Genomic DNA, 24,959 nt, shown 5'->3' with positions numbered 1-24,959 from the left:
AATCCCGTTGTGATGCGGCCGTGCGTCGGTAAGGGTCTGTGGTCATGGAGTTCTTCTGCTACCACCGTGACCGCCCAGGCTCCCGCTCCCTGCGCGAGGAGCTGATCGAGGAGCACTGGTCCTACATGGACCGGTACGCGGCGGAGCTGATCGCCCGCGGCCCGACCTTCGCCGACGACGGTGAGACACTCACCGGCAGCGTGCACATCGTCGACCTGCCCGATCCCGCCGCCGCCCGTGCGTTCGCCTTCCACGAACCGAACTACCAGGCGGGCGCGTACCGGGACGTGCTGCTGCGCCGGTGGCGCAACACGCTGGGACGCACCATGTGGGACGCCCCCGGCGGCCGGACCGGCGGCAACCGTTACCTGGTGCTCGGCCTCGGCTCGGGTCCTGCCGCCGACCTGGACGTGCCGAGTGGGCTGGAGGAGCTGATCGCGTACGGGCCGCTGCTGTCCGACGACGGCGCCGGCTGGCTGGGTACGGCAGCGCTGCTCGGCGCGCCGGACCCGGACACGGCACGAACCGTTCTGACCGAGGGCCGGTATGCCGACATCGAGGTCCACGACTGGGAGTTCGGCGGCAGGCGGTGAGGAACCGGCCGACGGAAGCGGACCGCTGAAACGCTCGGCCCCGGACCTGAACCGGTCCGGGGCCGAGCGTCTGAGTGGGGCCCGATCAGAGGCCGAACTCCTGCGGGGAGACGCCGAGCGCGGCGCACGCCTCCCGCAGGACCTGCTCCTCGGCCGGGACGATGTACCCGTCCGCTCCCGCGACGACGAAGCCGGTCTGGACGACGGCCTTGGCCTCCGTCTGCTTCTTCGCCGCCTTGGCGATCTCCTGCATGGCCTCGGTCTTGCCGTGCTGGAAGTTGGCCGTCAGCTGGTCGACGTGCTTGTTGAACCGCTGCCTGAGCTGCTCGGGCGGGAAGTTCTGCAACACGTCGTTCTGCAGGATCAGCGACTCCACGTGCTGGCGTTCGGCCGGGTCGACCGAGCCGTCGGCGGCCGCGACCAGGGCGCACATGGCCATGCTGGCGTCCCGATAGGCGCCGCTCTTGAGCTCGGTCTTGAGGGAGGAGAGCTGGTTCTTCAGGACGCCCACGAGCTGGGCCTTCGAGCCCCCGCCGGACCCGGAACCCGACCTGCCGTGTCCGCCGGCGCCCCGCGCCCCCTGCGACTGCTGCAGACCCTTCGCCTGGTCCTTGATCCGGTCCCACATCGCCATCCGTGCCACCTCGGTCTACCCGTTCGCTTCCACCCGCGCGTTCTGCGCGTCGTTCTGCCAACGCCTTCCCGCCTCCGGGAGTTCCACGTCCGGCGGACCCGTTGGATCCGGTTCCTGCCCGGCCCGCTCCGGGGCGGGCTCGGGGACCTTGGTGTGCAGGACCCTGTTGACGCGTGCCGTATCCAGGACGCGTTCCCAGCGGGCGACGACGAGGGTGGCCACGCTGTTGCCCGCGAGGTTGGTGAGAGCGCGGCACTCGGACATGAACTTGTCGATCCCGAAGACGAGCATGATGCCGGCGGCGGGCACGGTGCCGACCGTGGAGAGGGTGGCGGCCAGGGCGATGAAACCGGCGCCCGTGATGCCGCCTGACCCCTTGGAGGTGAGGATCATGACGGCGAGCAGACCGAGTTGCTCGCCGATGGAGAGCGGCGTGTCGGTGGCCTGGGCGATGTAGACGGCGGCCAGGGAGAGGTAGAGGGAGCTGCCGTCGAGGTTGAAGGAGTAGCCGGTCGGTACCGTCAGGCCGACGATGTCCCGGCGCACGCCGAGACCCTCCAGCTTGGACATCACCCGGGGCAGCACGCTCTCGGAGGAGGAGGTGCCCAGGACGATGAGGAACTCCTCGCGCAGGTAACCCAGCAGCCGGAAAATGTTGATCCGCAGCAGGGCGAGGACGCCGCCGAGGACGACCACGACGAAGAACAGCGACGTGCCGTAGAACAGTCCGATCAGGCGGCCGAGGCTGGTGAGCGTCGAGATCCCGTACTTGCCGATGGTGTACGCCATGGCGCCGAACGCGCCGACGGGGGCGGCGAGCATGACGTAATGCAGGATCTTGAAGACGACCGTGCTCAGCCGGTTGACGCCGTCGACGAGCGGCGCGCCGACGGACCCCACGGCCTTCAGCGCGATGCCGAACAGGACGGCGAAGAAGATGACTTGGAGGATGTTGCCCTCGGCGAACGCGCCGACCGCGCTGGAGGGCACGATGTCGGTGAGGAAGTGCCACCAGCTCTGGTTCTCGCCGTCCTTCACGTACTGCGCGGCGTCACCGGAGAGACGGAGGTCGCCGGGGTGGGCGTGGACTCCGGCGCCGGGCTCGAAGACGTTGACCGCGATCAGCCCGACGGCGAGCGCGGCCAGCGTGCCCGCCTGGAAGTAGAGCAGTGATTTGAGGCCGACCCTGCCGACCCGGCGCAGGCTGTCCACACCGCCGATGCCCGCCACGATCGTCAGGAAGACGATCGGGGTGATCAGCATCTTGATGGCGGAGACGAAGGTGGTGCCGACCGGTTCCAGGGCGACGCCCACGGAGGGCGTGAGCCAGCCGGTCAGGATCCCGGCGACGATCGCGGTCAGGACCCAGAAGTACAGCTGCTTGTACCAGCGCCCCCTGGACGGTGGTGAAGCGGGGCGCGCGGCAGGGGCGGTGGGTTCGGTTGCTGCCATGGCGTATCTCCTCGTCGAACAACGTGGATGCGACGTGGACGCAGTCGGGACGCGGTGCAGCCTGCCGACGGCGGTGGCAGCGGCGGGCGGTCCGTCTGTAGCGGGTCCTGGCCGTGCGCGGGTCAGAGCAGTTCGAGGAGCTTCTCGGTGAACTCGGCGGTGGTGGCGTCGCCGCCGAGGTCGGGGGTGCGCAGGTCGGTCTTGGCGAGCACCGCGGCGATGGCGCCGGTGATGTCGTCGGCGGCCGCCCGGTGGCCGAGGTGGTCGAGCATCAGAGCGGCCGACCAGATCGCGCCGAGCGGGTTGGCGATGCCGCACCCCGCGATGTCGGGGGCGGAGCCGTGCACCGGCTCGAACATGGAGGGGTACTCCCGCTCAGGGTTGAGGTTGGCGGCCGGGGCGATCCCGATGGAACCGGCCACGGCGGCGGCCAGGTCGCTGAGGATGTCACCGAAGAGGTTGGAGGCGACCACCACGTCGAAGCGTCCGGGATCGAGGACGAACTTGGCGGCCAGGGCGTCGATGTGCTCCTGGTCCCAGGCCACCCCGGGGTGGGCCGCACCCCGCTCGGCGACCAGCTCGTCCCAGAACGGCAGGGTGTGCACTATGCCGTTGGACTTGGTGGCCGAGGTGAGGGTGGAGCCGCGCCGCCCGGCCAGGGCGAAGGCGTAGTCGAGGACGCGGGTCACGCCGGCGCGGGTGAACACCGATTCCTGTACGGCCATTTCCTCCGGAAAGCCCCGGTTGAGCCGCCCGCCGATCTCGCTGTACTCGCCCTCGACGTTCTCGCGGACGACGACGAAGTCGACCTCTCCCGGCGCGGCGGCGCGCAGCGGGCTTTCGACCCCTTCGAAGACGCGGATCGGGCGCAGATTGACGTACTGGCGAAAGCTCCGCCGGATCGGTATCAGCAGGCCCCACAGCGAGACGTGGTCGGGGACGCCCGGAGAGCCGACCGCGCCGAGCAGAATGGCGTCCTTGTCCCGGAGTTGGTCCAGGCCGTCCGCGGGCATCATCGCGCCCTCGCGGGCGTAGCGCTCGCACGACCAGTCGTAGGAGGTGTACGAGAGACGGAATCCGTGGCGCGCGCCGACGGCGTCGAGGACCCGCCGGGCGGGGGGCAGCACCTCGACCCCGATGCCGTCCCCTGGAATGAGTGCGATGTGGTGGTGGGTCATGTCCTGATTGCAGCAATCGGGACACTCGACCGTCCAAGACACTCTGCCGATCTGCCTTATAGGGGGGCCCTATGGGATGGCTGAACCGAGGCGCCGGGCGGGGCTACGCGCCGTCGATGGCGGCAAGGCCGCAAGTCAGGAACGTCCGAGCGGCAGGCGACTGCTCGGCCCTGCGGCTCACCAGAGCGATCTGCAGCGTCGTCCTCGGCTCGATGTCCAGCACGCGCGCCCCGGCCCGCTCGGCCGTCGTGCGCCAGGACTCGGTGACCACGGCGAGCCCGACGCCCGCGAGTACCAGCGGCAGGATCGCCACCCGGTGCTCGGTCTCCGCCGCGATCGTGAAGTCGATCCCGCTCTCGCGGAGCCCGTCGACGTACGCGCGCATCCCCGTGCCCCGCTGCCCGACGATCAACCGCTGCCCGGCCAGCTCCTCGCGGGCCACCGCCCCGGCCCCTGCGAAGGGCCCGTCGGGCGGGGTGAGCAGCACGAAGCGCTGTTCACCCGCGGGATGGGAGATCACCTCCTTGTCGGAGAGCGGGTCCGGCGTCGCCAGGAGGCCCAGCTCGGCGGCCCCGGTGCGCACCATGTCGATGACCCCGCGCGGCGTGAAGGCGGCCCGGATGTTCACCGAGACGCCGGGGTAGCGGGCGCTGAAGCTCCGGATCATCGTGGTCAGCGGCTCGACCGCCTGGGAGGGCATGGCGGCGATGTCGAGACGGCCCTCGCGCAGTTCGTGCACGGCGGCGACGCTGGCCCGGGCCGTCTCCAGACTGCGCACGGCGGCCCGCGCGGGCTCGATCAGCGCCGTGCCCGCCTCGGTGAGCACGACCCGGCGGCCGATCCGGTGGAACAGGCTGCTGCCCAGGTCGCGCTCCAGCGCCCGGACGGCCTGTGAGAGCGACGGCTGCGAGAGGTACAGGGCCGAAGCGGCGCGGTTGAAACCCCCGTGGTCCACGATCGCGAGGAAGTACTCCAGCTGACGGACATCCATGCGTACATCCTCGGAGACTCACGAACGGGCGTCGCGAACCGCGGGCGGCGAACGGTGTACGTCGGACGGGAGTCAGCGGGGCGCGGCGGCGTCCAGTGCCGGGGCGATCACGTCGAAAGCCCGGTCGAGCAGCTCGGCCGGGTCCTCGGCGCCGTCGCTGCCGCTCCACCGCTGCAGCACCGTGTCGAACGCGGTCAGCGCCATCCCCGCGGCCAGCCGCGGGTACAGCTCGGCTTCGGGGTCGAGTCCCGTGCGGCGCCCCAGCTCCTCGGTCAGGTCGCCGCGCCACTGTGCCTGGCGCTCCAGGAAACGGGCCAGCAGGGCGGGTGTCCGCAGGATGAGCTGCACGACGTTCAGCGCACGCTCGGAGTCGGCCGAGCAGGCGGCCAGTGGGACCCCGACGGCGTGCAGCAGGGCGACGGAGGGGCGCTCCCCGGCGGGGCGGCCCGCCAGCTCCGCGCGTATGTCGGTCCCCATGTCGGCCAGGAACTGGACGACCACGTCCTCCTTGGACGCGAAGTACCGGAAGAACGTCCGCCGGGACACGCCAGCGGCGGCGACGATCTCGTCGATGGTGACCGCGTCGTACCCCTTCAGGGCGAGCAACTGCAGTGCGGACTCGGTGAGTTCGTCCGAGACGAGTCGGCGTTTGCGCTCGGCCATGCTCAGTTTGGGGCGGGAAGTCACCACGACATCGTACACATCGGGCGTTCGCATGCCCTTCCTGGCGCTCAGGGGCGGCCTGGCATCAGGTGTCACGGAAAGCAGGGTGCGCCGGATGATCACGCGCACCCTGCCCGGCCGGTCGTCAGAGCTTGCGCCAACGCGCGTTCGCCCACGAGAAGAGCCCGAACGCGCCGAGGCCGACGGCGACCAGGACGAGCAGCCAGGGACCCGCGCCGGTATCGGCGAAGGAGCGCAGCGTGTTGTCCATGCCCTTGGCCTCGCCGGGCTTGTGCTTCAGTGCCGCGGCGACGGCGAAGCCGCCCGCAGAGGCGAACACCGCGCCTCGGGTCGCGCCGCCGGAGACGCCGAGGGCGTCGACGCCGCGGCGCACGCGCTGCGACATCTCGGACATGCGCAGCCGCTTGTGGAACTTGCGCAGAAGGGCGCGCCCGGCGATCCAGAGCCCGGCGACGATCACTCCGGCGCCCGCGGCGGCGACGATCCACTGCCCGCCGGGCCAGTCGAGCACCTTGGCCGTCGCGTCCTGGGTGTTCCGGTCGCTCGCACCGCTGCCGCTGCCCTCGTCGCCCGCGGCGTAGGCGAGGACGGAGTAGGACACGAAGCCGTAGAAGACGCAGCGCACGGCGGCCATGGCCCGTTTGCCCGCGCCGTCGCCGTCGGGTCCGGCCTGTCCGAAGAGGGCTTCCGAGAGGCGCCACAGCGCCATTCCGGCGAGGGCGCAGCCGAGCATCCAGAGCAGGACGTTGCCGAAGGGCTTGTCGGCGAGCTCCGCCATCGCGCCGCCGCGGTCCGCCTGGCGGCCACCGCCGCCGTCGGAGAAGGCGATCCGCAGGGCCAGCGCACCGACCAGGAGGTACATGACGCCGCGGCCGACGAATCCGGCGCGCGCCACCGTGGCGACGCCCTGCCCCTTGGCCGCCTTGCGGGCCTTGCGCTTGCCGCGCAGGGTGGCCGAGGGGGTGCGTCTGGAGGAGAGGCGTAGGGAGGGGAGATGCATGGCTCCCGAATGCCCCGCGCTCTCCGTCTCATGCGGGGTCTGGGTCTTCTTGATACGGCCGGGGGGTGTTGTGGCGTGCGGTTCTCTCCGTGGTGCTGGTAGCGGTGGTGGCTCAGTGGAATCCGCTGCGGGCGCCGGTCCGCGCGCAGGAGGCCGGAGCGCAGGCCGGAATGGTGAACGCCCGGTCGAGGGCGGTGATGCGCAGCAGGCGCCAGTTGCGCGCGCTGCCGGGGACCAGCCACAAGGTGCCCTGGTCGTGGGCGACTTGATTGCGGATCCGGACCAGCAGCCGCAGGCCGCCGGCGTCCATGAAGGTCACCTTTCGTAGATCAGTGACGACCCGGGGGCCGGCCCTGTCGAGGAGTGCCGTGACACGGGGGGCGAGCTCCTGGTCGGCCCAGGCGTCCAGTTCGCCCCAAAACGCAAGGACATCAGTGCCGTTCACCACGCGGTGGTGCAGGCCGAAGGTGAAGTCGGCAGTGCCCGTTTCCCAGTCCAGCAGTGTCTCTCTCCCTTCACGGAGAGTAACCAGCAAAGCGGTGACGTGACGTGCGATGACCGGCGCCGGATGCCACCGGGGTCCCGGGCGGCACCGAGTTCATATGTCAATCGTTCCCGCTCAGGGCCGTTCTTACCCTCATGGGGCAGGGAGATTGCCCGGGTGTCGCGGCCGGTCGCGCTTCAACTCGCCGACTACGGAGCGTAGTTATGCACGTGAATCGGGTCGCGGGGTCGCACGGGAGCCCTGTGGGAGCCGCCCGGTGTCGTTCCGAGGGCGCATTGAAATCGGCGGCTCCGGCTCCGCCCGCGGCAGGAACACTCCGCCTCCGGCAGGCGCGGGCAAGAAGCCACCCTGGGTGATGCCCGGGTCCGACGTCGTCTTCGGCGGCCCCACGTCCACCGACGGGGGCGGCCTGAGCGGCACGACGAGGGCCAACTACGAGTACAGCGACTGCGTGGGCGAGTCCGACTACGAGGCGGAGGACGCCGGGTCGGGGACGCACGTCACCCGCGGTTTCGTCAGTGTGACGGGGCAGGCCGGGCAGCCCGGTGCGGCGGGGTAAACCAGAGCGGTAGCCGATGTCCACCCGCGGCTGTATGTGGGCGAGTCCCGGCGGCGATAGCGTCCAAAACGCCGGTCGAGCCGGGGCGTTCGCCGGAGATCGAGGAGATGGGTGGGGGCCATGCAGGGGTGGAGGAATTCCGTGCAGGGGTGCAGAAGATCGATGCCCGGGTGGTGGAGATCCTTGCCCGGGTGGAGGAGAGCCGCGAAGACGTGGTCGGCGTCCACCGCTCTGGCCGCCGCCCTGATGCTCGCCGGGGCGCAGGCGCAGGCACCGGCCGCTTCGGCCGCCGCCGTGAGCTGCCCGGCCATCGGGTCGGGTGACTCCAACAGCCTGGACATGCAGTACTGGCAGCCCTCGCCCGACGGCCTCGTCTGCGAGGCCGAGTTCACCACGGGCGCGCTCTACACCCCGCGCGGGCCCGGGGCACCGCAGATCGACCCGGTGCGCCGCCCCGTACGGGTGCGCGTCCAGTTGCCCGCGGACTACGACCTTTCGGCCGCCTACCCCGTGCTCTACCTCCTCCACGGCGGCGCAGCCGACTACGAGCAGTGGACGAGCGGCGGCGGCAACATCACCGACAGCGTCACGAAAGCCGGTTTCAAGGGCATCGTCGTGATGCCCGAAGGCGGCAAGGTCGGCTTCTACTCCGACTGGCAGGGCGCCACCTACGGCAACTTCGCGCCCCTGTGGGAGACCTTCCACATCAAGCAGTTGGTGCCCTGGATCGACGCGCACTTCGCCACGTCCGGCCGTCGCGCCGTCGCGGGCATGTCCATGGGCGGTTACGGCGCACTGAAGTACGCGGCCCAGCGCCCCGACCTGTTCGGTGCCGTCGGCGCCTTCTCCGGAGGCACGGACATCCGGCGCCCCGATCACCAGCAGATCGTCAACGAGGGCACCACCCTTTACGGGGCCCGCTTCTGGAAGCACGGCTCGGGCAGCGACGCGGGGAACTACTGGAAGTACTTGTTCCCCGGCAACCCCAACGCGCTGCAGCGCACCGAGCTGGTCTTCGGGCCGCAGTCCGGCTGGCCCGCGTTCAACCCGGCCCAGGTGGCCCGGAGCCGACCCGACGAGTACCGCTCGTACCAGGGAAAGCTGGCGCTCTACGCAGGCCGCGACGAGGACCCGTACGCGTGGAACAACGAACTCCACGCGACGCTGAAGCAGCAGAGCGTCTCCCACCGGTACTGCTCGGGCCCCGGCGGACACGACTTCGCAACCTGGACGCCCGCACTGGAGCACTTCCTCCGCTTCGCCTTCGGCCCTGCGCCCACCCCGTGCCCCGACACCACCGGCTGGCGACAGGAACCCTGAGTCGCGCCGCCGCCCGCACGGCCTCAGGAAAGCAGCGGCATCACGATCGCCACCAGGGCGAGCAGCCCCACGTAGGCCCAGGCGTGGGTGCGGTCGGGTATCCGCGGCGGGCGCCGCCGCAGCACCGCGATGACCGGCAGGGCGCCGAGCAGCAGTGCCGAGGCCGCGCGATAGTCGAGCAGCCCCACGAGGTGTACGTGAGCGTCCGCCGCAGCCGGGACCGCCGCCACGGGAAGCGATACCGCCGTGGCCGGGAGCGCGATGGCGAGGGTAAGCGGGTTGGCCAGCGAGGTCGCCACCCGCATGGGGTGCCCGGCCCGCCGCATCGCCGGGACGGTCATGACGCTGCCGCCCACACCGAGGAAGGCGGCGACGGCGCCGATCGGCGCGCCGAGGGCGGCCGGCAGCGGACGCGGGGCATCGGTGGGCGCCGCCGTCCGCGGGTGCGGGCGCAGGAAGCCGGGGCGCAGCAGCAGGTCGACGATGGTGAGCGCCACATAGCCGACGAACGCCCAGCGGGCCAGGGCGGCCGGAGCGAACCGGGTGGCGAACGCACCGGCCGAGGCGCCGGCCGCCAGCAGGGCGAGCAGCCCGCCGCTGCCGCGGAGCGCACGGAGCACCCGCCGCGGGGTGACGGCCGTCGCGAATGCCGCGTTCACCACCATCACCAGGGCCGAGGTGGCCGTCGCCACCCGCATCGCGTCCGCGCCGAGCGCGGCGTCCGCCCCCACCACGACCGGCACCGCGACGAACCCGCCGCCGAAGCCGAACAGCACCGTCGTCACTCCGGTGAGGAGCCCCACCCCGACCAACATCACGAAGTCCATGGGCCCACCCCACCAGCCGCGCCGAGCGGCCCGCATCCGATGGTCGGCCTGTTTCCTTCGCGTCCCGGCCACTACGGTGGACCGGTGAAGAACGTCCCGCTGGCCGAGGTCGACCACGTCGACCGGGCCGTCCTGCCGATCGGCACCGACTACCCGCCCGGCCACGTCCTGGACTGGCACGAGCACCGTCGGGCGCAGTTCCTCTACGGCGCCACCGGGGTCATGGCCGTCGACACCGCCGAAGGCGCCTGGACCGTGCCGCCCGAGCGCGCCGTACTGATCCCGCCCGCCACCCGCCACCGGGTCCGCATGCTGGGGGTGAGCACCCGGAGCCTGTACATCGAACCGCGCGCCGTCCCGTGGTGGCCCACCACCTGCACGGTCGTGGACGTACCCCCGCTGCTGCGCGAACTGCTCCTGGCCGCCGTGGATTTCGAGGCGGACTACAGCCTCTCCGGACGGTCCGGGAGCGTCGCCGCGCTTCTCCTGTACGAGATCGCCGAGCGCGCCCCGCTCCCTTTCCACGTGGGCATCCCCGCCTCCGCCGACCTCGCCGGGCTCTGCCGCGCGTACCTGGCCGCGCCGGACCCCGACGCCACCAACGCCGTGTGGGCCGCCCGGACGGCGATGAGCGAACGGGCCTTCACGCGCCGCTTCCGCGCCGAGACGGGCGAGAGCCCCGCCGTCTGGCGGGGCCGCGCCCGGCTGCTCGCGGCCCTCCCGCTCCTGCGCACCGCCTCGGTCAGCGAGGTCAGCGGCCGGATCGGCTACGCGTCGCCCGCGGCGTTCACCGCCGCCTTCACCCGCGCCTTCGGCCTGCCGCCGTCCCGCTTCGCCGCGGGCCGGCGGGGCGCGGGCGCGCCCTGAATCAGCCCTCCTCGCGCTCCACGGGGAGCCAGAGCTCGGCGTCCGCCTCGGCCTCGTCCGCCGAAGGGCGCGTACGCAGGATCTCGGGGCCGGGGCGGGCGCGGTACGGGTTCGAGGGGAACCACTCGGTGAACACGTCCCGCCACAGGTACTGGATGGCTTCCGGTACCGGACCCGAGGTCGCGAAGACCGCCCACGTCCCGGCCGGGACCGCCAGCGTGGCCGCGCCCCGCGGGGCGGGCGCGGACGTGACGACCGCTTGGTAGTAGTCGAGTTCGGTGCCTTCGGCACGGCTCGGGTCCAGGTCGTCGCAGACGGCGAGAACACCCCGCGGTTCGTGCTCGGACAGCTTCTCCAGACGCTCCATGTCCGCACGGGGGATGCCCCGGACGAAATCGATGATCGCCTGGTTGGGCCCCGAGTGCACCAGCGGCACCCGGGCCTTGGGCCCGACGACGGTGAAGGCCGGCCTGTCCACCACGCGGTAGCGCATGTCGCTGCCCCCTTCGATGGTGAGGCGGAAGGTCATCCGGGACTGGGAGCTGAGCGTCGCCGCGGTGCGCCGGGCCTCGCCGGGCCCGATGCCGTGCATGGCGCGGAACGCCCGGGCGAACGCCTCGCCCGAGCCGTAGCCGTGGCGGACCGCGATGTCCAGGAGCGTGTCCCGCCCGGCGAGCACCTCGGCGCCCGCGAGCGTGAGCCGCCGACGCCGGACGTACTCCGACAGCGGCATGCCCGCGAGCGCCGAGAACATTCGGCGCAGGTGGTACTCCGAGGTGGCCGCGGCGCGCGCCGCCTCGGCCACGTCGACGGACTGCCCGAGATGGCGCTCGATGTACTCCATGGCCTGGTTGAGCCGCTCCAGCACGTCCGGTCTCCTTCCTCTCCCGCGATCACCACGCTACGGGCGGGTACGGTCTCGGACCCGACATTCTGTGCCCGATGCGGTCGGGTCAGCGCCTGAGGTCCGGCGGCAGCTCCACCCAGCGGCGCGGGCGGCTGTGTTCGGTGGCCGCCCGCCCGTCGGTGACGCGGAGACCGGCGGCCGCGCAGGCGTATGCCAGTTTGCGTGCGGTGTACGAGGCCCCGGGCCCGGTCTGCCAGAAGCGGAAGTGCCAGTGCGCCGACGGTTCCGCCGCGTCGGGATCGAGAAGGATCTCCTCCCACGCCAGGCACCGGCCGTCCCTGGCGAGGGTGCCGTGTACGCCGCCCTTGGGGTTGAAGTACATGCCATACGCGGTGGTCCGCGGCGATATCGCCCGCAGTACGCCGTCGTCGTGCGGCATGTACCCGTCCTGCGTGATGACGCAGCCGCCGGGGTTGCCGGGCAGGGCGGTCACCGAGACGTGGCGCAAGGACGCGTCGTAGTCCTCCTCGTCGAACGGGGCGTGCTCCTGCGTGACGTCGGGGCAGCGCGCCGGGTCCGCGCCCAGCCGCCGGACGGCCTCCTCCTCGTCGAGATCGCGGACGAAGGCGATGCCGAGTCCTTCGGTCCACGCCTCGTCGTCGAACGCCGCGACGAGCGCGTCCGCGGCACGGAAGGCGGCCAGCTCCTGCGCGGGCAGCGGCACCGCGCCCGGCAGCTCCGCGACGACCGGTGCGAGCGCGGTGGTGAGGAGCAGCCGGCCCGGCGACCAGGGGCCGGTCTGCGGACTCCACACGTCCGCTCCGGCCGCGACGAGCGCGCGCACGCTCTCCTCGTCGCCCCGGCAGGCGGCGTGCCACAGCGCGGTGTGCCCTTCCTCGTCGCCCCTGTCGACCCGCGCGACGTGGGGGAGCAGCACGGCCACCGCCGCCGCGCCGCCCTGCTGTGCGGCCAAGTGCAGGGGAGTGGCGCCGGACGAGACCACGGCGTCGGCCCGTGCGCCGCCGTCGAGCCGCGCGCGGAGCAGTGCGGCGTCGCCCCAGTCCTCGTACCGCATGCCCTCCCAGTCGGGCCGCGGTACGTAACGCAGCCGCGCCGCCTCCTGCTCCTGACGCCTCCTGCGCTCGTACGCGGACGCGGGCCGGGCGAGGAACTCGGGCGGGCCGCCCTGATGGGCCACCCAGATCAGCTGGGGGCCCGTGTCCGCCTCCGTGTCCGGCGCCGGAAGATCGGGCCACACCTCCATGGCGCGGGTGGCCGCGGCGCGCAGCGCGGCGGCGTCGACCGGCGTGGCGGTCTCGGGGATGTCTTCGTCGGGCCACTCCACGACCAGCCGCGTCGCCCCGGGCGGCGGCAGCTCCGGCAGGTACAGGTCGACGCCCTTCCTGAAGATCGCTCCGCGGTCGTCGCTCGGGTCGAGATCCAGTGGGACCAGCCCGGACCCCGCTCCCCGCGAGCTCATCGCGGCATACGTCTGCGCCGGCCCGAGCACCGCCTCCTCGGGCGCGTCCAGCGAGGTCACCCGCCGGCCGTCCGCCAGCAGGAGCCCCACCCGGAGCCCCGACTGCCGGCCGCGGCGCTCGCCCCGCCGGACCACCGACCGGTGCACGGAAAGGTGCAGCGTGACCGAGTCCGGCCACACGGACCAGCCGGTCACCAGCACCTTGGCGGCCGGTCCCGCACCGGCCACCGCGAGCTGGGGCACCAACGCCGGCGCGAACCAGTCGGCCGGCGGCCGGTCGCGGGGCGCGTCGTCCCCACGAGAGCCCAGCCCGACCACTTCGCCGAGCGGCTCGGCCGGTTCCTCCGGGAGCACCAAGTCGTCAAAGAATCCCATGCGTTCATGCTGGCAGCAGGGTCTGACAACGGACCGTCACCAGAGACGGGCGCCCCGTCTGGCCAGGTACCGGTAGGGGTTGACGTCCGAGCCGTAGCCGCGCCGGGCCCTGATCTCCAGATGGAGGTGGGGCCCGGTGGCGCGGCCGGTGCTGCCGCTGAGGCCGAGCCGCGCACCGGCGCCGACGCGGGTGCCCTGCCGCACCCGGATGCGGGAGAGGTGCCCGTACACCGCGTAGTGCCCGTTAGGCATGCGCACCGTGACGGCGTTGCCGTACGCGCCGGACCAGCGGGCCAGCACCACGACCCCGCCGCCCACCGCGTACACGGGGGTGCCCCGCGGGACCGCGAGGTCGACCCCGGTGTGGTGGCCCGCGAGCCAGTTGCCGCGCACGCCGTAGCGGGTGGTGACCCGGTAGCGGCGGCGCAGGGGAAGTGTGAACCGCAGGGCCGGGCCGCCTTGTTCGAGGCCGCGGGCCTCGTCCTCGGGGACCTCCGCGTCGCCCTGCGCGAGGGCCGCCTCGAACTCGGCGTCGTAGGTGACCGCGCAGGAGGCGTCGGGCTGCGGGCCGTCCCAGGGCGAGTCCGCTCCCACGGAGAAGGCCCCGCCCGTCAGCAGCACCGCTGCCATGCCCAGTGCGTCACGTCGTGTGGTGCCCGCTCGGCGCGGGCTTTCTATGTCGTAACCCATCTACGTCAGCAGACCGTCCGCGACCGTGGAACGCACGTCGACTGGGCCATCCGGTGGACAGGGCCCTCATGTCCGCCCGCCGCCGGGAGTACTAATTCCCCCATAACTGACCGGACTGGGGCCGAGTACGAACAGATATTGGACGTATTTCAAATGTCGTGACGATACTGACAGGGCGTCGCGTCAGACGAACCCTTGCCGGGTTTCCGTATTGCTGTGCACATCAAGGGGGTTGTGCCTCGCATGACGACGTCAGGACAACGGGAGCAGGGGGACGCGTCCGCTCCGGCGACGCAGCGCTTCCTGGAGTCCGGGTGGAACGCGTCGATGGAGAGGACCGGACACACGCCATGGACGCCGCGGAGACCACGGCTCTCCTCGACCGGGTGCGCGGGACGGCCCAGGAGCTCTCCCGCACCGCGGCCGAGGTCGACCGGGGCCACCTCACCCCGCACCGCGGCTACCGCCTGATACGTGACGCCGGACTCCTGAAGCTGCTCGTGCCCCGGCAGTTCGGCGGTGCGGGACTGTCCTTCCTCGACTACACCAAGGTCCTGGAGACGCTGGCCACCGGCGACGCCGCGACCGCCATCGGATTCCACACGCACAACGCGGCCATCGGCTCGCTGTGCGAGACCGGCGGATCCGAACTGCCCGTCGCCGCCGACCGGTTCCGCTCCTGGCTCTTCGCGCAAGTGGTGGAGAGCGGCGCCATGTTCGCCTCCGCCACGTCCCAGACGGGCACCGGAACCAGGCTCCGCGACATTCGCGCCACCTACCGGCGCACCGGCGACGGCTACGCGCTGAAAGGCATCAGGTCCGCGGTGTCGCCCGCCGGGATCGCCGATCACTACGTGGTCGCGGCCCGCGCGGAAGGCTCCGTGATCAGCGACAGGGTGTCGCACTTCGTGGTCGCGAAGGACGATCAGGGCGTCGCCTTCTCGGATCCCGGCAACTCGCCCGCGCCGCGCGGCACATGGACCGCCACCATGACGATGAGCGACGTGCCCGTCCCGCGGCACCGGCTGTTCCTCGGTGTGGAAGGGCTGTCCCTGTTCCGGCTCGTACGGGAGCCGCACTGGTCGGTGTCCGGCTGCCTCGGCGCGCAGCTGGGCATCGCCGAGTCCATCCTGCGGTCGACGGTCCGTCTCCTGCGGGACGACGAGCGCCGCCGCTCCTCGCCTGCCCTCCAGGCGGACATCGGCCGGCTCGGCGTCGACCTGAAGGCGGCCCGCTCGCTGGTCTACTCCGCCGCCCGGCTGGTCGACGAGGAGAAGGGCACCCTGGAGGCCGACACCGCGGTACACGCGGCGAAGTACTGCGTCGGCGAACTGGCCCCCCGCCTCGCCCTGGCCGCCGTACGGATCTGCGGCCCCGAAGCCCTGCGGAGACCGGGCCCGCTGGAACGCCTGCTGCGCGAGGCCGCCTTCTGCTCGACACTGCCCACGGGCCCCGAGGAATGCCTGCGGTACGTGGGCAGGTCGACGCTCGGCTTCAACATGTGCGACGCGGAGAACTCCGACTGGTGAACGCCTGAGCGGCCCCGGGAGGCCGCCTCTACAGAGCGATCCACTCCGCCGACGTCGTCACCTCTTCGAGGGCCTCGGGCAAGGGCTCCGTCCCGATGCCGGGGCCGGTGGGGACGTCGAGGTGGCCGTCCGAGAGGACGAACGGTTCGGTGATGTCGGTGGCGAAGTAGCGGTGTGAGCCGGAGGTGTCGCCGGGGAGGGTGAAGCCGGGCAGTGCCGCGAGGGCCACGTTGGCGGCGCGTCCGATGCCGGTCTCCAGCATGCCGCCGCACCAGACCGGGACGCCGTGGGCGCGGGCGACGTCGTGGATACGGCGGGCCTCCAAGTAGCCGCCGACCCGGGCGGGCTTGACGTTGATGATGGAACAGGCGCCGAGGGAGATGGCCGCTGCCGCGTGGGCGGCGGACTCGATGGACTCGTCGAGGCAGACGGGAGTGCGCAAGAGCTTGGCGAGCCGGGCGTGCTGGACCATGTCGTCGTTGGCGAGGGGCTGTTCGATCAGGAGCAGGCCGAACGCGTCGAGCTCGGCGAGGTGCTGGGCGTCGACGAGGGTGTAGGCGGCGTTGGCGTCGACCTGGAGGAGCAGGTCGTCCCCGAAGCGTTCGCGGACCGCGCGCACGGGCTCGACGTCCCAGCCCGGCTCGATCTTCAGCTTGATCCGGACGTAGCCCTCGGCGACGTACTGCTCGACGGCGTCGAGCAGTTGGGGGACGGAATCCATGATTCCCACCGAGACGCCGCACGGGACGCGGTCGCGCGCGGCCCCGAGGTAGGAGCCGAAGGACTCGCCCGAGGCGCGGAGCTGAGCGTCGAGGACCGCGCTCTCCAGGGCCGATTTCGCCATGTGGTGCCCGGTGAAGGGAGCCAGGGCCCGGCCCACTCCGGCGGCGTCCACACCGTCCTTGGGCAGCGCGGGGATCAGGAACTTGCGCAGGACGTCCTGGGCGCCGTCGACGTACTCGCCGCAGTAGCGGGGCTCGGACATGGCGGCGCACTCGGCCCACCCCTCCCCGTCGGTGGTGACGACCCGTACGAGCAGGACGTCACGGCTGGTCTCGACGCCGAAGGAGGTGCGGAACGGCGCCACGAGCGGCATCGCGATCCGGCGCAGCTCGATGCCGGTGATCTTCGTCTTGGTCACTGGTTGCTCCCGGTGGGCAGAGGCGCGGAGGTGGCGGGGGTGCGGCGGACGACGTAGCTGCGCCGGTCGTGGAAGCCGACGACGTGGGCTCCTTCGGCGAGCAGGCCGCCGAGGGACTCCCGGACGGCGACGCGCCAGGCTCGGGCGGCCGGAGCGTCGGTGCGGCGCAGTGCCTCGATGTCGTCCGGCAGGTCGATGAGGACGAACTCCGCGTCGGTGGACCGCGGTTCGGGACGCCCGCCGTCGTCGCGCACGGCGTGTGCGGCGCCGTCCGGCAGCCGTATGCCCGCCTGCCCGGTCTCCGGCCGCGGGGCCGACAGGTCCCAGGCGGCCAGGACCCGGTCCGACTCGTCGCCGCCGTTGATGGCGTCGTCCATGGCGCCGTAGAAGGACTGCAGGTACTCCTCGGGGCGTGCCCCGAGTTTGGTGAGGTTGAAGTGGGCGTTGCGGCGGATGAGCGGGTCGTACGTCCAGGTGATGCGCTTCAGGCCGCGGTCCAGGGCCCACTCGCGCTGGTGCAGCTTGAGGGCGAGGCCGATGCCCCGGCCCATGACGGCGCCGGTGATGTGGGAGTGCAGGGTGGTGCCCGCGGGCTCGCCGAAGAACGCGACGGAGGCCCCGGTGAGGCGGCCGTCCTCGTACGCCCCCGCGACATAGTTCCCGGCGTGCGCGAGCGCGCGCATGACCTCCGCGGAGACCGGTGCCGTGCTCGGCTCCGTGCCCCAGATTCCGGCGTACAGGTGCGCGACGGACTCGAACTCGGCCACCGTGTGCAGCTCCCGGATGTCGGGGCGGCTCACAGGATCGCTCCGACGAGATCGGTGAGGAGCTGGGCGCGGGGCGGCATGTCGGCGGTCAGGACGTGCTCGTGGTCGGCGTGGGCCCCGTCGCCGACGGCGCCGAGGCCGTCGAGCGTGGGACAGCCGACGCCCGCCGTGTAGTTGCCGTCGGACGCGCCGCCGACCGAGGCCTGCCGCAGCGGGCCGATCCCCGTCCGGGTGGCCACCTCGTCGGCCAGCGCGAACAGCTCCTGCGACGCGTCGGCGTCCAGGGGCGGGCGGTTGGGGCCGCCGCCGACCTCCAGACGGGCGCCCGGGTGGTGCGGCGTGAGCCCGCGCAGGAGTTCGTCGACCGCGTCCTGCGCGGCCCGGCTCGGGACCCGCACGTCGAGGCTCAGTTCGGCGCGGGCCGGGACGGTGTTGGTGGTCGTGCCCGCCGACATCACCGTCGGGGTGACCGTCGTGCCCGGCCCGGTCCGGGTGGTCACGGCCTCGGTGACGCGCTGGAGGGCGAGCAGGTGGTGGGCCAGTTCCGTGGCCGCGTTGACGCCCTTCTCGGGGTCGAGGCCGGAGTGCGCGGCGCGGCCGTGGACCGTGAGGTCGTAGTGGGACACGCCCTTGCGGCCGGTCTTGAGGGCGCCGCCCGCCGCCGAGGCCTCCAGGACGAGGGCGGCCCGGCAGGCGCGCGCCGTGTCCTCGATGAGCGCGCGGGAGGTGTCCGAGCCGACCTCCTCGTCCCCGGTGACCAGGACGCAGACGCCGTCGAGAGAGGGCAGCAGGGCCAGCGCGTGGAACATCTGCACCAGGCCGGCCTTCATGTCGAAGACGCCGGGTCCGCGAGCGACGCCGTCCCGCACCGAGAACGGGTGGGTCCTGAGCGTGCCGATCGGCCAGACCGTGTCGTGGTGGCCGAGGAGCAGGACCCGCGGCGTCCCGAAAGTCCACTGCAGATGGGTGACCCCTTGCGTCACCAGCGTCCGGGGCGGCGCGCCGAGCAGCCGCTCGCCCTGCGCCGCGACGACGCGGGCGCTGCGGGCCACGGCGGCGTGGTCGGCGGAGTAGGACTCGCAGGACACGAGTTCTTCGAGGTCGTCGAGCATGGCACCGAGCTGCGGGGCGGGACGGGAAGGGGGATGAGCGGCCTGCACGGGGGGATTCCTCCAGGTGGTGGGGTGACCGCCACGCTAGCCAGGCCGCCGGGCACGGAGTTCGTACGCAGGTGACAACATCCGGCGCGGATTCGTACGGGGAACCGAACCGCGCCCGTAGCGCCGTTCGAGACCAGCCCGAGTGCACGCCCATCACTGGCAGCAGATCGCCGCCGAGGACTTCCCGACACACCAGCGGCCCTGGACGTCGCCGGGCGCGGCGACTCTCCCGCCGCGCGAAACCCCTCAGTCGTACACACCCATCAGCCGCAGTTGCAGCATCGCGGCGAACCGCTCGGAGGGGTCCTGGAGATCGATCTGCCCGACCTCAGCGACGCGGCGGATCCGGTAACGGAAGGTGTTGGGGTGGACGAACATGCTCGCCGAGGCGGCGATCACGTCGCCGAACGCGTCCAGCCAGGCCCGCAGCGTCTCGACCAGCCGGGAGTTGTGAGCACGGTCGTAGGCCGCCAACCGGGCGATGGGGCCCGAGAGTTCATCACGGTTGGCGACCGCGAGATCCCGCATCTCGATCAGCAGCGCGTCGATGTACACGTCCCCGATGGCGGCGACCCGCCGGGCGGCGCGGCCGCTGAACAGGACGCGCAGTGCCCGGTCCGCGTTGGTCCGTGACCGGGCGAGAGCCGCTGGCTCGGGGGCCACCGAGCCGATCCCGACGACCGCGCCCGTCCGGTCCCCGGTGCGCTGCAGGAAGTCCGTCGCCACCTGCACGGCCCGCTCCCGCGCGAACGCCGAGTCGTCCGGCACCGGGAACAGCGCGTAGGCCACGTCTCCCAGCAGCGCCACCGCCGATCGCGGCTGCACCGCCGTCAGATGCACGGCAAGCGCACCGGTCAGCCGTTGGCGCTCCGCCGTGAGGTGCGCGTGGTCCTCGTCGGCCGCGGGTTCGAGCCCCAGGGCGAGGACGAGGAGGGGCTCGTCGGCGAGGCCGAGTCGGCCCAGCGCCCCGACCGCTCCGGAGCCGCCCTCCAGCGCCGTCGTCACCAGATCGGCGCGCAGCCGGTTCTCGGCGTCGGCGCCCGCGCGGTGCCGGAGCATGTGCAGGGCGACCAGCTTGGCCGCCTCCTGGAAAGCCTCCTCCCGCTCCTGGGTGAGGGGCTCGCGCAGCGCCGCCCACACCGAGCCGAGGATCTCCTCCCCGGCGCGTACGGCGATCGCCATGCGCGGCAGCGCGACCTCGTCGCCCAGCGCGGGCGGCGGGATGTGCACCGGCCGCTCGCTGCGGTAGAGCTCCTTGAAGACTCCGTGCTCCTCGTGGATGCGCAGATAGCGCTCGGGCACCCGCCGGGCCAGAATGCTCGCCACCCGCGCCGGGTCCGCCTCGTCCTGGCGCCCGGAGAAGGCAAGGATGCGTGAGCGGCGGTCCTCGATGGTGATCGGCGCGTCCAGCAGCGTCGCGATCGCGTTCGCCAGCGCGAAAAGGTCCCCCGAGGGCACGCCGCCCAGCGTCTGGTCGCCCGCCTCGCCCACATCTCCCTCGGACAGCAAGGTCCGCAGCATCGCGGCGAGTTGGGCCCAGGAGGCCCCGCGCGTGAGCGTCAGCAGGGCGATGCCGGTCTCGGCGGACACGGCTTCGAGTGCGGCGGCGTCGACGGGCGCGCGCACGACGAGCGCCGCCGCGCCCGCCCCGGTGAGCCGCCGCATCAGCCCGGCGATCTCCGCGGCCCCGTGGACCCCGACGCCGAGCACGATGGCCCGCTCCGGGTAGTGCTGCTCGTCGTGCGGATCGTGGATGCCGACGCCGCCGAGCTCCGCCGCGGCCGAAGGGTCGCCGTGGACCAGGTCGAGGAGGGTGCGGCCGAAGTCCTCCAGCACCCTGTTCAGACCGCGGGCGGGGGGCGTCGACATGTGCCTGATCATCTCCGCAGGTGAGGACTGGCGCGGTCGTGCGCATCCGTATGAACGTACGAGGTTACGCGGCCGTTCTCGTCCCGGGGAACGAACACCCGCTGAGACGGTCACCACAACCGGCCCAGGGCTCGGTCCCACCACCTCGGCCGAGCGGCCCCACTTGGGACCTGCGCCCCGGCCCCGCCTTACGGTCTGCCCCAGAGCCTGAGTCGGCGGTGAAGTCCGTCCGACGGGCGCGCCCGGCGTGAGATGCGGATACGGTGCTGACGTGCTGATCGAGAAGGAGGGGCCCATGCCTGGAACGGTGCTGCTCGTCGCGGCTGCCCCGGTGGGCAAGGGACGACTGGTGGACGCGGCCTCCGTGCTTCCCGTCCTCGCCGCGGTGCCGCCCCAGACGCTCGCCGGAACGCCGACCGCGAGCATCGTGGAGCTGGCCGACCCCCTGGACCCGCAGACCGTCCTCACCCGGCTGCGCGCGGCGGCCATGGCCCCCGGGCCCCTGACGATCTACCTCATCGGTCAGGTCCATCTCGACCGGCGCCAGCGGCAGTTGCACGTCGCGCTCGCCAGGACCACCACGGCGACCGTGCGCTACACCGGGTTCCCCTGGCACTGGATCACGCAGGAGCTGCGGCTGCGCCCGGCGGGCACCACCACGGTCCTCGCCGATCTGCACGCCGACCCCGAGAGCTGGCAGGCCCTCACCGCGCACCCCCTCGACGCGGGCCCGGACGTCGCGCTCTACGGCCGCATCGCGCCGCCCGCCCGGCGCCGCACGCCCGCGACCCCCGCGTACATGAAGGCCCTCGCGACCATCCTGCGCAGCGGACACCGCCCGCCCCTGCTCCAACTCCACCAGCACGCCGCCGCCCAGAGCCTCGGCGAGGACGCCAAGGACCTCCTGCCGGTCCACGACCCGGGCGCGCATCCGGCCGCCGAACCCGTCCCGCATCCCCCGCAGCAGGCCGACGCGGGCATGGACCCGCACGCGGCGATCACCGCGGCCGTCGAGGCGGGCCGGCACGGCGAGGCGTCGGCCCTCGCGGCCTCGTGGGAGCAGAGCGCGCTGCGGATGCACGGGCCGGGCTCGAAGGAGGCCATCCACTGGATGGAAGTACGGGCGGACCTGGCGAGGTTCGCCGGGGACCCGGCGCGCAGCTGCGAGACCTGGCTCGCGGTGGCGTCGGCCCGTCTCGCGGCGGGACAGGCCCCCGACTCCCCGGAGGTGGAGGCCGCGGCGGACCGCGCCCATCACCTGTGGGACCGCGTACGCGACCCCGAGGCCGTCCGCGGCCTCGGGCCCGCCCTGGTCACCCTGCGCCGCCGGGTGCCGGGACGCCAGCGCGGCACGCTGCTGCTCGCGCAGCGGCGCCTCGAACAGTTCCACACCCAGCAGGTCGGCTGAGAGCCTCTGTCAGAGGGCCGTGCCGAAGGCCTGGGTCCACCAGGGGCCGCCGGAGCCGTTGTGGATGCCCACACCGAGCTCCTTGAAGTCGCAGTTGAGGATGTTCGCGCGGTGGCCGGGGCTGTTCATCCACGAGTCCATCACCGACGCCGGGGACTGCTGCCCGCGGGCGATGTTCTCCCCGTACGTGCTCCAGCGGTATCCGGCCGCGGTGATGCGGTCGCCGGGGTCCGTGCCGTCGGGGCTGGTGTGGTCGAAGTAGTCGCGGGCCGCCATGTCGGCGGAGTGCTTGGCGGCCGCCGTGGCGAGCTTCCCGTTGGACCGGACCGGGCCGCAACCCGCCTTGGCGCGCTCGGTGTTGACCAGCGCGACCACCTGCGCGGCAGCGCCGCTCGGCTTCGAGGGCGCGGGTTCGGGCGCCTTGGCCGTGGGCTTCTTCGGTGTCGGCTTGGGCTTGGGTTCGGGCTTGACGGCGCTGTGGCTCGGGGAGGGCCTGGCTTTCTTCTTCGACTTGCTGGGCGACGGCTTCGCGCTGGGGGACGCGGACCGTGAGGGGGAGGCGCTCTTCGATGCCGCGGGGGGCGCGGCGGAGGCAGGGGCGGCGGCGGTGGACGGCGCGCTGTCGTCCGTCTCCGGTCCGGTGAGCAGATGCACCGCTGCGCCGCCGATCCCGAGCGCGAGGACCGCGGCGGCCGCCCCGGTCGTACGGCGTCGGCGTCTTGCGCGGTCGCGGCGGGCCTGCGTCCGTGCCGCGACCGGAGCCTCCTCGCCGGGAGCGGGAGCGGCGTGTCCGACCCGGACGAGGTCGGGCGGGGCGACCAGACCGGCGAGCGCGGCGCCCACCGGGACCAGACCGAGCCCGACCAGCAGACCCTCGGCGGGGACCAGATTCGACCAGTGGCCCTCGCAGGCCGCGCAGTCCCGGGCGTGACGGGCCAGCCGCTTGCGCCACAGCGCCGAGGGCACGCCGTCCCAGCCGGCCGTGATCTGCCGCAGCACCGGGCACGGCGGGGTGGCCGCCAGGGCGCGGACGACGACACGAGCCGTCTCCAGCTGAGCCTTCATCCGCTGGACCCGCACCGCCGCGTGCTGGGAGGACAGCTCGAGAGCCTCGGCGACCTCCGCCCGCGTGAGCTCGCCCGCGGACTCCAGCCACCACAGCGACAGCAGGGCCCGGTCGTCCTCGTCCAGCCACCGGGTGGCCTCGGCGGTCTCCCGGCGCTGCCCCGAGAGCCCCAGCCGCGTGATGGTCAGATCCACGAAATCCGCACCCGGATCCACCACGTCGTACCCGTCCGCGGGCCCGGCGCCGGTGGGTATCGCGGACGAGGCGCGCTCCCGCCAGTGGCCGCGTATCTGGTTCATGGTGATGGCGACGAGCCAGCTGCGGAAGTTCTCCGGACCGCGCAGCCCGTCCAGGCCGCCGAGGACACGGAGCATGGTCTCCTGCACCACGTCGTCCACGTCCGCATGACCGTTCAGGGCCCGTCCGACGATGTTGTAGACGAGGGGCAGGTACTCCGCGACCAGTGCGTCCTGCGCCCGCTGGTTCCCGTCCTGCGCCGCTCTGATCATCGCGATGTGGCGTTCGCTGCTCACGCTGTGACCACTTTCTGTGTGTGGGGGGCTGTCTCCTCCGACGTAGAGGAGACGCCCCGCGCCCCCCTCGATAACAGAAACCGCAGGGCGGAGTCTGCTGACCTTATCGAGTGAAGTCCCACCCTCGACGTGAGGTCGAGGCCACGATGGCGGAACCGTCCCCCGCCCGCTGACCGCTCAACGCCGCCGGAAGGTGACCTCCGGGTTCCCCGGCGTCGGCCCGTCGAGCAGCGGCTGCGGGACACCGCGCAGCTGCTGCTCGAAGAAGGCTCCGACGTACGCCCGCGTGATCCGCTCGGAACGCTCACCGGACAGCGGCACCTCGGGGTCCTCCACACCGGCCTGTCCCGCCAGCACGGGCACGTCGGTGAACGTGAAGTGCCCGGAACCCCTGACGGTGAGCCAGCGCCTCCAGCCGTCGAGCCCCTGCCACGCCTCGTCCCAGTTCTTGCCGTCCTCGACCCCCGGCGTGTGCTGCGCCTCGGTCCCCAGCATCAGGAAGGGACGGCCGCCGATCGAGTCGGGCCTGACGTGGAAATGACCGTCCATGTTCAGGCCGGCCCGTACCCGGGAATCGGCGGCCATCGTGGCGAGCGCGGCGGAACCGCCGATGGAGTGCCCGCCCGCGCCGATCCGCCCGGGATCGATCATGCGGGCAAGCCGCCAGGACGCTGTGCGGCCGGCCAACCGGTCGATGACGTACGAGAGGTCCTTGGCCCGCCCCTCGGTGGCGATCTCGCCGCCACCGGGCTCCTCGACGGGGGCGCAGGCCCGGCAGGTCAGCATCCGGCCGCCGGGGAAGGCCGTGCCGACGGACTCGTAGGCGTGATCGACGGTGGCCACCACGAAGCCACGGCTCGCCAGATCCTCGGCGAGGTGGGTCAAGGTGGTACGGGGAGCGGTGAACCCGGGGGAGAGCACGATCAACGGGAACCGCCCGGCCGCGGGCTTCGCCCCGGCACGCGCGAAGGTGCGCGTGGAGCTGTACGCACCCGCGGAGATCCGCGCGTCCACCTTCCACCACTCCAGCAGGAGCCGGGCCTCCTCCTCGGAGGTGTACGAGGTGGGGGCGCCGCCCCCGTGCCGCCCGGGGTAATACACGGAAACCATCAACTCGCGCGCACCCGCCGAGGGCACCCACGGATCACGGCGGCTCTTGTCGACGAGATGCAGGCTGTCACGCCCCACCCCGAACGGCCCGGTGGGGCGCGGCAGACGGAACTCGGCCGCCGCCGGATCACTCGCGGAGGCACCGACGCGCGTGGCACCGGCCCCGCCGGGCCCAGCGGCGGACGCCACCGACCCGCCCGCGACCGGCAGCACGACGGCGAGGGCGACGGCGGCGACAAGGGTGCGTCTGTGTACGGATGTTCGGATGACTGTCATGTCAAGGGACGCTATGACAAGGGGAGATGGCAAGGCGTCAGCCTGCGGTAGCACGGGCGGGCAGACTCCAGGGGTACGCGGGATCGGGGCGTCAGCTT

Annotated in this window: 23 protein-coding genes; 6 read left to right on the top strand and 17 right to left on the bottom strand. The window is 72.6% G+C overall.

All coding sequences use genetic code 11. The features are described 5' to 3' along the window. Nucleotides 1-44 precede the first annotated feature (44 nt). On the top strand, nucleotides 45-593 hold the full coding sequence (locus tag ACZ69I_RS34110; RefSeq protein ID WP_467681797.1) for a YciI family protein: 549 nt from the start codon (nucleotides 45-47) through the stop codon (nucleotides 591-593). 85 nt (nucleotides 594-678) lie between these two features. Here the strand turns inward: ACZ69I_RS34110 and ACZ69I_RS34105 are convergent, their stop codons facing one another. The 7 genes from ACZ69I_RS34105 to ACZ69I_RS34075 form a co-directional block, all read right to left on the bottom strand. Continuing rightward, nucleotides 679-1,227 (bottom strand): tellurite resistance TerB family protein, encoded by a 549-nt coding sequence (locus ACZ69I_RS34105; protein ID WP_467681795.1) that lies wholly within the window; start codon nucleotides 1,225-1,227, stop codon nucleotides 679-681. A 15-nt stretch (nucleotides 1,228-1,242) separates the two neighbouring features. Continuing rightward, nucleotides 1,243-2,679 (bottom strand): C4-dicarboxylate transporter DctA, encoded by a 1,437-nt coding sequence (dctA, locus tag ACZ69I_RS34100; protein ID WP_467681793.1) that lies wholly within the window; start codon nucleotides 2,677-2,679, stop codon nucleotides 1,243-1,245. 122 nt (nucleotides 2,680-2,801) lie between these two features. Continuing rightward, a complete protein-coding gene (locus ACZ69I_RS34095) occupies nucleotides 2,802-3,857 on the bottom strand; it encodes a tartrate dehydrogenase (RefSeq protein WP_467681791.1) in 1,056 nt (351 codons plus the stop codon). 103 nt (nucleotides 3,858-3,960) lie between these two features. Next, a complete protein-coding gene (locus tag ACZ69I_RS34090; RefSeq protein ID WP_467681789.1) occupies nucleotides 3,961-4,848 on the bottom strand; it encodes a LysR family transcriptional regulator in 888 nt (295 codons plus the stop codon). Between the two features lie 72 nt (nucleotides 4,849-4,920). After that, nucleotides 4,921-5,535, bottom strand: coding sequence for a TetR family transcriptional regulator (locus tag ACZ69I_RS34085; RefSeq protein WP_467681787.1), 615 nt, complete (start codon nucleotides 5,533-5,535; stop codon nucleotides 4,921-4,923). Nucleotides 5,536-5,656: 121 nt separating this feature from the next. Beyond that, nucleotides 5,657-6,532, bottom strand: coding sequence for a DUF1206 domain-containing protein (locus ACZ69I_RS34080; protein WP_467681785.1), 876 nt, complete (start codon nucleotides 6,530-6,532; stop codon nucleotides 5,657-5,659). A gap of 112 nt (nucleotides 6,533-6,644) precedes the next feature. Beyond that, complete coding sequence (locus ACZ69I_RS34075) at nucleotides 6,645-6,977, bottom strand: STAS domain-containing protein (protein ID WP_467681783.1); 333 nt, start codon at nucleotides 6,975-6,977, stop codon at nucleotides 6,645-6,647. Between the two features lie 415 nt (nucleotides 6,978-7,392). On the opposite strand from ACZ69I_RS34075, the gene ACZ69I_RS34070 reads away from it, so the two are divergent. Then, entirely contained in the window at nucleotides 7,393-7,596 is a 204-nt protein-coding gene (locus ACZ69I_RS34070) for a hypothetical protein (RefSeq protein WP_467681781.1), read from the top strand. 183 nt (nucleotides 7,597-7,779) lie between these two features. Then, the gene (locus tag ACZ69I_RS34065) at nucleotides 7,780-8,916 is read left to right on the top strand and encodes an alpha/beta hydrolase (protein WP_470836422.1); all 1,137 of its coding nucleotides are present in this window, start codon (nucleotides 7,780-7,782) and stop codon (nucleotides 8,914-8,916) included. Nucleotides 8,917-8,939: 23 nt separating this feature from the next. Here the strand turns inward: ACZ69I_RS34065 and ACZ69I_RS34060 are convergent, their stop codons facing one another. Beyond that, nucleotides 8,940-9,743, bottom strand: a complete 804-nt coding sequence (locus ACZ69I_RS34060; RefSeq protein WP_467681777.1) for a sulfite exporter TauE/SafE family protein — start codon at nucleotides 9,741-9,743, stop codon at nucleotides 8,940-8,942. 84 nt (nucleotides 9,744-9,827) lie between these two features. Here ACZ69I_RS34060 and ACZ69I_RS34055 point away from each other — a divergent pair, with 84 nt between their 5' ends. Then, nucleotides 9,828-10,610, top strand: coding sequence for a helix-turn-helix domain-containing protein (locus ACZ69I_RS34055; RefSeq protein WP_467681775.1), 783 nt, complete (start codon nucleotides 9,828-9,830; stop codon nucleotides 10,608-10,610). A gap of 1 nt (nucleotide 10,611) precedes the next feature. Here the strand turns inward: ACZ69I_RS34055 and ACZ69I_RS34050 are convergent, their stop codons facing one another. The 3 genes from ACZ69I_RS34050 to ACZ69I_RS34040 all read right to left on the bottom strand — a co-directional run bounded on the left by ACZ69I_RS34050 (nucleotide 10,612) and on the right by ACZ69I_RS34040 (nucleotide 13,942). Then, complete coding sequence (locus ACZ69I_RS34050; protein WP_467681773.1) at nucleotides 10,612-11,478, bottom strand: AraC family transcriptional regulator; 867 nt, start codon at nucleotides 11,476-11,478, stop codon at nucleotides 10,612-10,614. 85 nt (nucleotides 11,479-11,563) lie between these two features. Further along, entirely contained in the window at nucleotides 11,564-13,312 is a 1,749-nt protein-coding gene (locus tag ACZ69I_RS34045; protein WP_470836420.1) for an ankyrin repeat domain-containing protein, read from the bottom strand. A 36-nt stretch (nucleotides 13,313-13,348) separates the two neighbouring features. After that, nucleotides 13,349-13,942, bottom strand: a complete 594-nt coding sequence (locus tag ACZ69I_RS34040; protein WP_470836419.1) for a M23 family metallopeptidase — start codon at nucleotides 13,940-13,942, stop codon at nucleotides 13,349-13,351. Nucleotides 13,943-14,316: 374 nt separating this feature from the next. Here ACZ69I_RS34040 and ACZ69I_RS34035 point away from each other — a divergent pair, with 374 nt between their 5' ends. Further along, complete coding sequence (locus tag ACZ69I_RS34035; protein ID WP_470836418.1) at nucleotides 14,317-15,531, top strand: acyl-CoA dehydrogenase family protein; 1,215 nt, start codon at nucleotides 14,317-14,319, stop codon at nucleotides 15,529-15,531. A 28-nt stretch (nucleotides 15,532-15,559) separates the two neighbouring features. Here ACZ69I_RS34035 and menC read toward each other — a convergent pair whose 3' ends face one another. The 4 genes from menC to ACZ69I_RS34015 form a co-directional block, all read right to left on the bottom strand. Further along, a complete protein-coding gene (gene menC, locus ACZ69I_RS34030; protein ID WP_467681883.1) occupies nucleotides 15,560-16,627 on the bottom strand; it encodes an o-succinylbenzoate synthase in 1,068 nt (355 codons plus the stop codon). Between the two features lie 41 nt (nucleotides 16,628-16,668). Next, nucleotides 16,669-17,472, bottom strand: coding sequence for a GNAT family N-acetyltransferase (locus ACZ69I_RS34025; protein ID WP_470836416.1), 804 nt, complete (start codon nucleotides 17,470-17,472; stop codon nucleotides 16,669-16,671). After that, on the bottom strand, nucleotides 17,469-18,551 hold the full coding sequence (locus ACZ69I_RS34020; RefSeq protein ID WP_470836452.1) for a M20 family metallopeptidase: 1,083 nt from the start codon (nucleotides 18,549-18,551) through the stop codon (nucleotides 17,469-17,471). The genes ACZ69I_RS34025 and ACZ69I_RS34020 overlap by 4 nt, the downstream gene beginning before the upstream one ends. Before the next feature lie 294 nt (nucleotides 18,552-18,845). After that, a complete protein-coding gene (locus ACZ69I_RS34015) occupies nucleotides 18,846-20,468 on the bottom strand; it encodes a PucR family transcriptional regulator (RefSeq protein WP_470836415.1) in 1,623 nt (540 codons plus the stop codon). Nucleotides 20,469-20,763: 295 nt separating this feature from the next. Here ACZ69I_RS34015 and ACZ69I_RS34010 point away from each other — a divergent pair, with 295 nt between their 5' ends. Next, nucleotides 20,764-21,876, top strand: a complete 1,113-nt coding sequence (locus ACZ69I_RS34010; protein WP_470836414.1) for a hypothetical protein — start codon at nucleotides 20,764-20,766, stop codon at nucleotides 21,874-21,876. 9 nt (nucleotides 21,877-21,885) lie between these two features. Here ACZ69I_RS34010 and ACZ69I_RS34005 read toward each other — a convergent pair whose 3' ends face one another. Together ACZ69I_RS34005 and ACZ69I_RS34000 are read right to left on the bottom strand one after the other, a co-directional pair. Then, nucleotides 21,886-23,475: a sigma-70 family RNA polymerase sigma factor gene (locus ACZ69I_RS34005; RefSeq protein WP_470836413.1), complete on the bottom strand. Its 1,590-nt coding sequence runs from the start codon at nucleotides 23,473-23,475 to the stop codon at nucleotides 21,886-21,888. Between the two features lie 177 nt (nucleotides 23,476-23,652). Then, nucleotides 23,653-24,861 (bottom strand): alpha/beta hydrolase family protein, encoded by a 1,209-nt coding sequence (locus ACZ69I_RS34000; RefSeq protein WP_467681757.1) that lies wholly within the window; start codon nucleotides 24,859-24,861, stop codon nucleotides 23,653-23,655. Nucleotides 24,862-24,959 lie beyond the last annotated feature (98 nt).

The sequence above is a fragment of the Streptomyces sp. NPDC036815 genome (assembly GCF_055609205.1).
Note: the sequence above shows the minus strand (reverse complement) of the source record. Positions and strands in the feature narration are given on the sequence as shown.

Bases quoted from the DNA above. Each gene is read 5' to 3' on its own strand.
- ACZ69I_RS34110 (WP_467681797.1), top strand. From the start codon at position 45: ATGGAGTTCTTCTGCTACCACCGTGACCGCCCAGGCTCCCGCTCCCTG.
- ACZ69I_RS34105 (WP_467681795.1), bottom strand. From the start codon at position 1,227: ATGGCGATGTGGGACCGGATCAAGGACCAGGCGAAGGGTCTGCAGCAG.
- dctA (WP_467681793.1), bottom strand. From the start codon at position 2,679: ATGGCAGCAACCGAACCCACCGCCCCTGCCGCGCGCCCCGCTTCACCA.
- ACZ69I_RS34095 (WP_467681791.1), bottom strand. From the start codon at position 3,857: ATGACCCACCACCACATCGCACTCATTCCAGGGGACGGCATCGGGGTC.
- ACZ69I_RS34090 (WP_467681789.1), bottom strand. From the start codon at position 4,848: ATGGATGTCCGTCAGCTGGAGTACTTCCTCGCGATCGTGGACCACGGG.
- ACZ69I_RS34080 (WP_467681785.1), bottom strand. From the start codon at position 6,532: ATGCATCTCCCCTCCCTACGCCTCTCCTCCAGACGCACCCCCTCGGCC.
- ACZ69I_RS34070 (WP_467681781.1), top strand. From the start codon at position 7,393: ATGCCCGGGTCCGACGTCGTCTTCGGCGGCCCCACGTCCACCGACGGG.
- ACZ69I_RS34060 (WP_467681777.1), bottom strand. From the start codon at position 9,743: ATGGACTTCGTGATGTTGGTCGGGGTGGGGCTCCTCACCGGAGTGACG.
- ACZ69I_RS34045 (WP_470836420.1), bottom strand. From the start codon at position 13,312: ATGGGATTCTTTGACGACTTGGTGCTCCCGGAGGAACCGGCCGAGCCG.
- ACZ69I_RS34040 (WP_470836419.1), bottom strand. From the start codon at position 13,942: ATGGCAGCGGTGCTGCTGACGGGCGGGGCCTTCTCCGTGGGAGCGGAC.
- menC (WP_467681883.1), bottom strand. From the start codon at position 16,627: ATGCCGCTCGTGGCGCCGTTCCGCACCTCCTTCGGCGTCGAGACCAGC.
- ACZ69I_RS34020 (WP_470836452.1), bottom strand. From the start codon at position 18,551: ATGCTCGACGACCTCGAAGAACTCGTGTCCTGCGAGTCCTACTCCGCC.
- ACZ69I_RS34015 (WP_470836415.1), bottom strand. From the start codon at position 20,468: ATGTCGACGCCCCCCGCCCGCGGTCTGAACAGGGTGCTGGAGGACTTC.
- ACZ69I_RS34010 (WP_470836414.1), top strand. From the start codon at position 20,764: ATGCCTGGAACGGTGCTGCTCGTCGCGGCTGCCCCGGTGGGCAAGGGA.
- ACZ69I_RS34000 (WP_467681757.1), bottom strand. From the start codon at position 24,861: ATGACAGTCATCCGAACATCCGTACACAGACGCACCCTTGTCGCCGCC.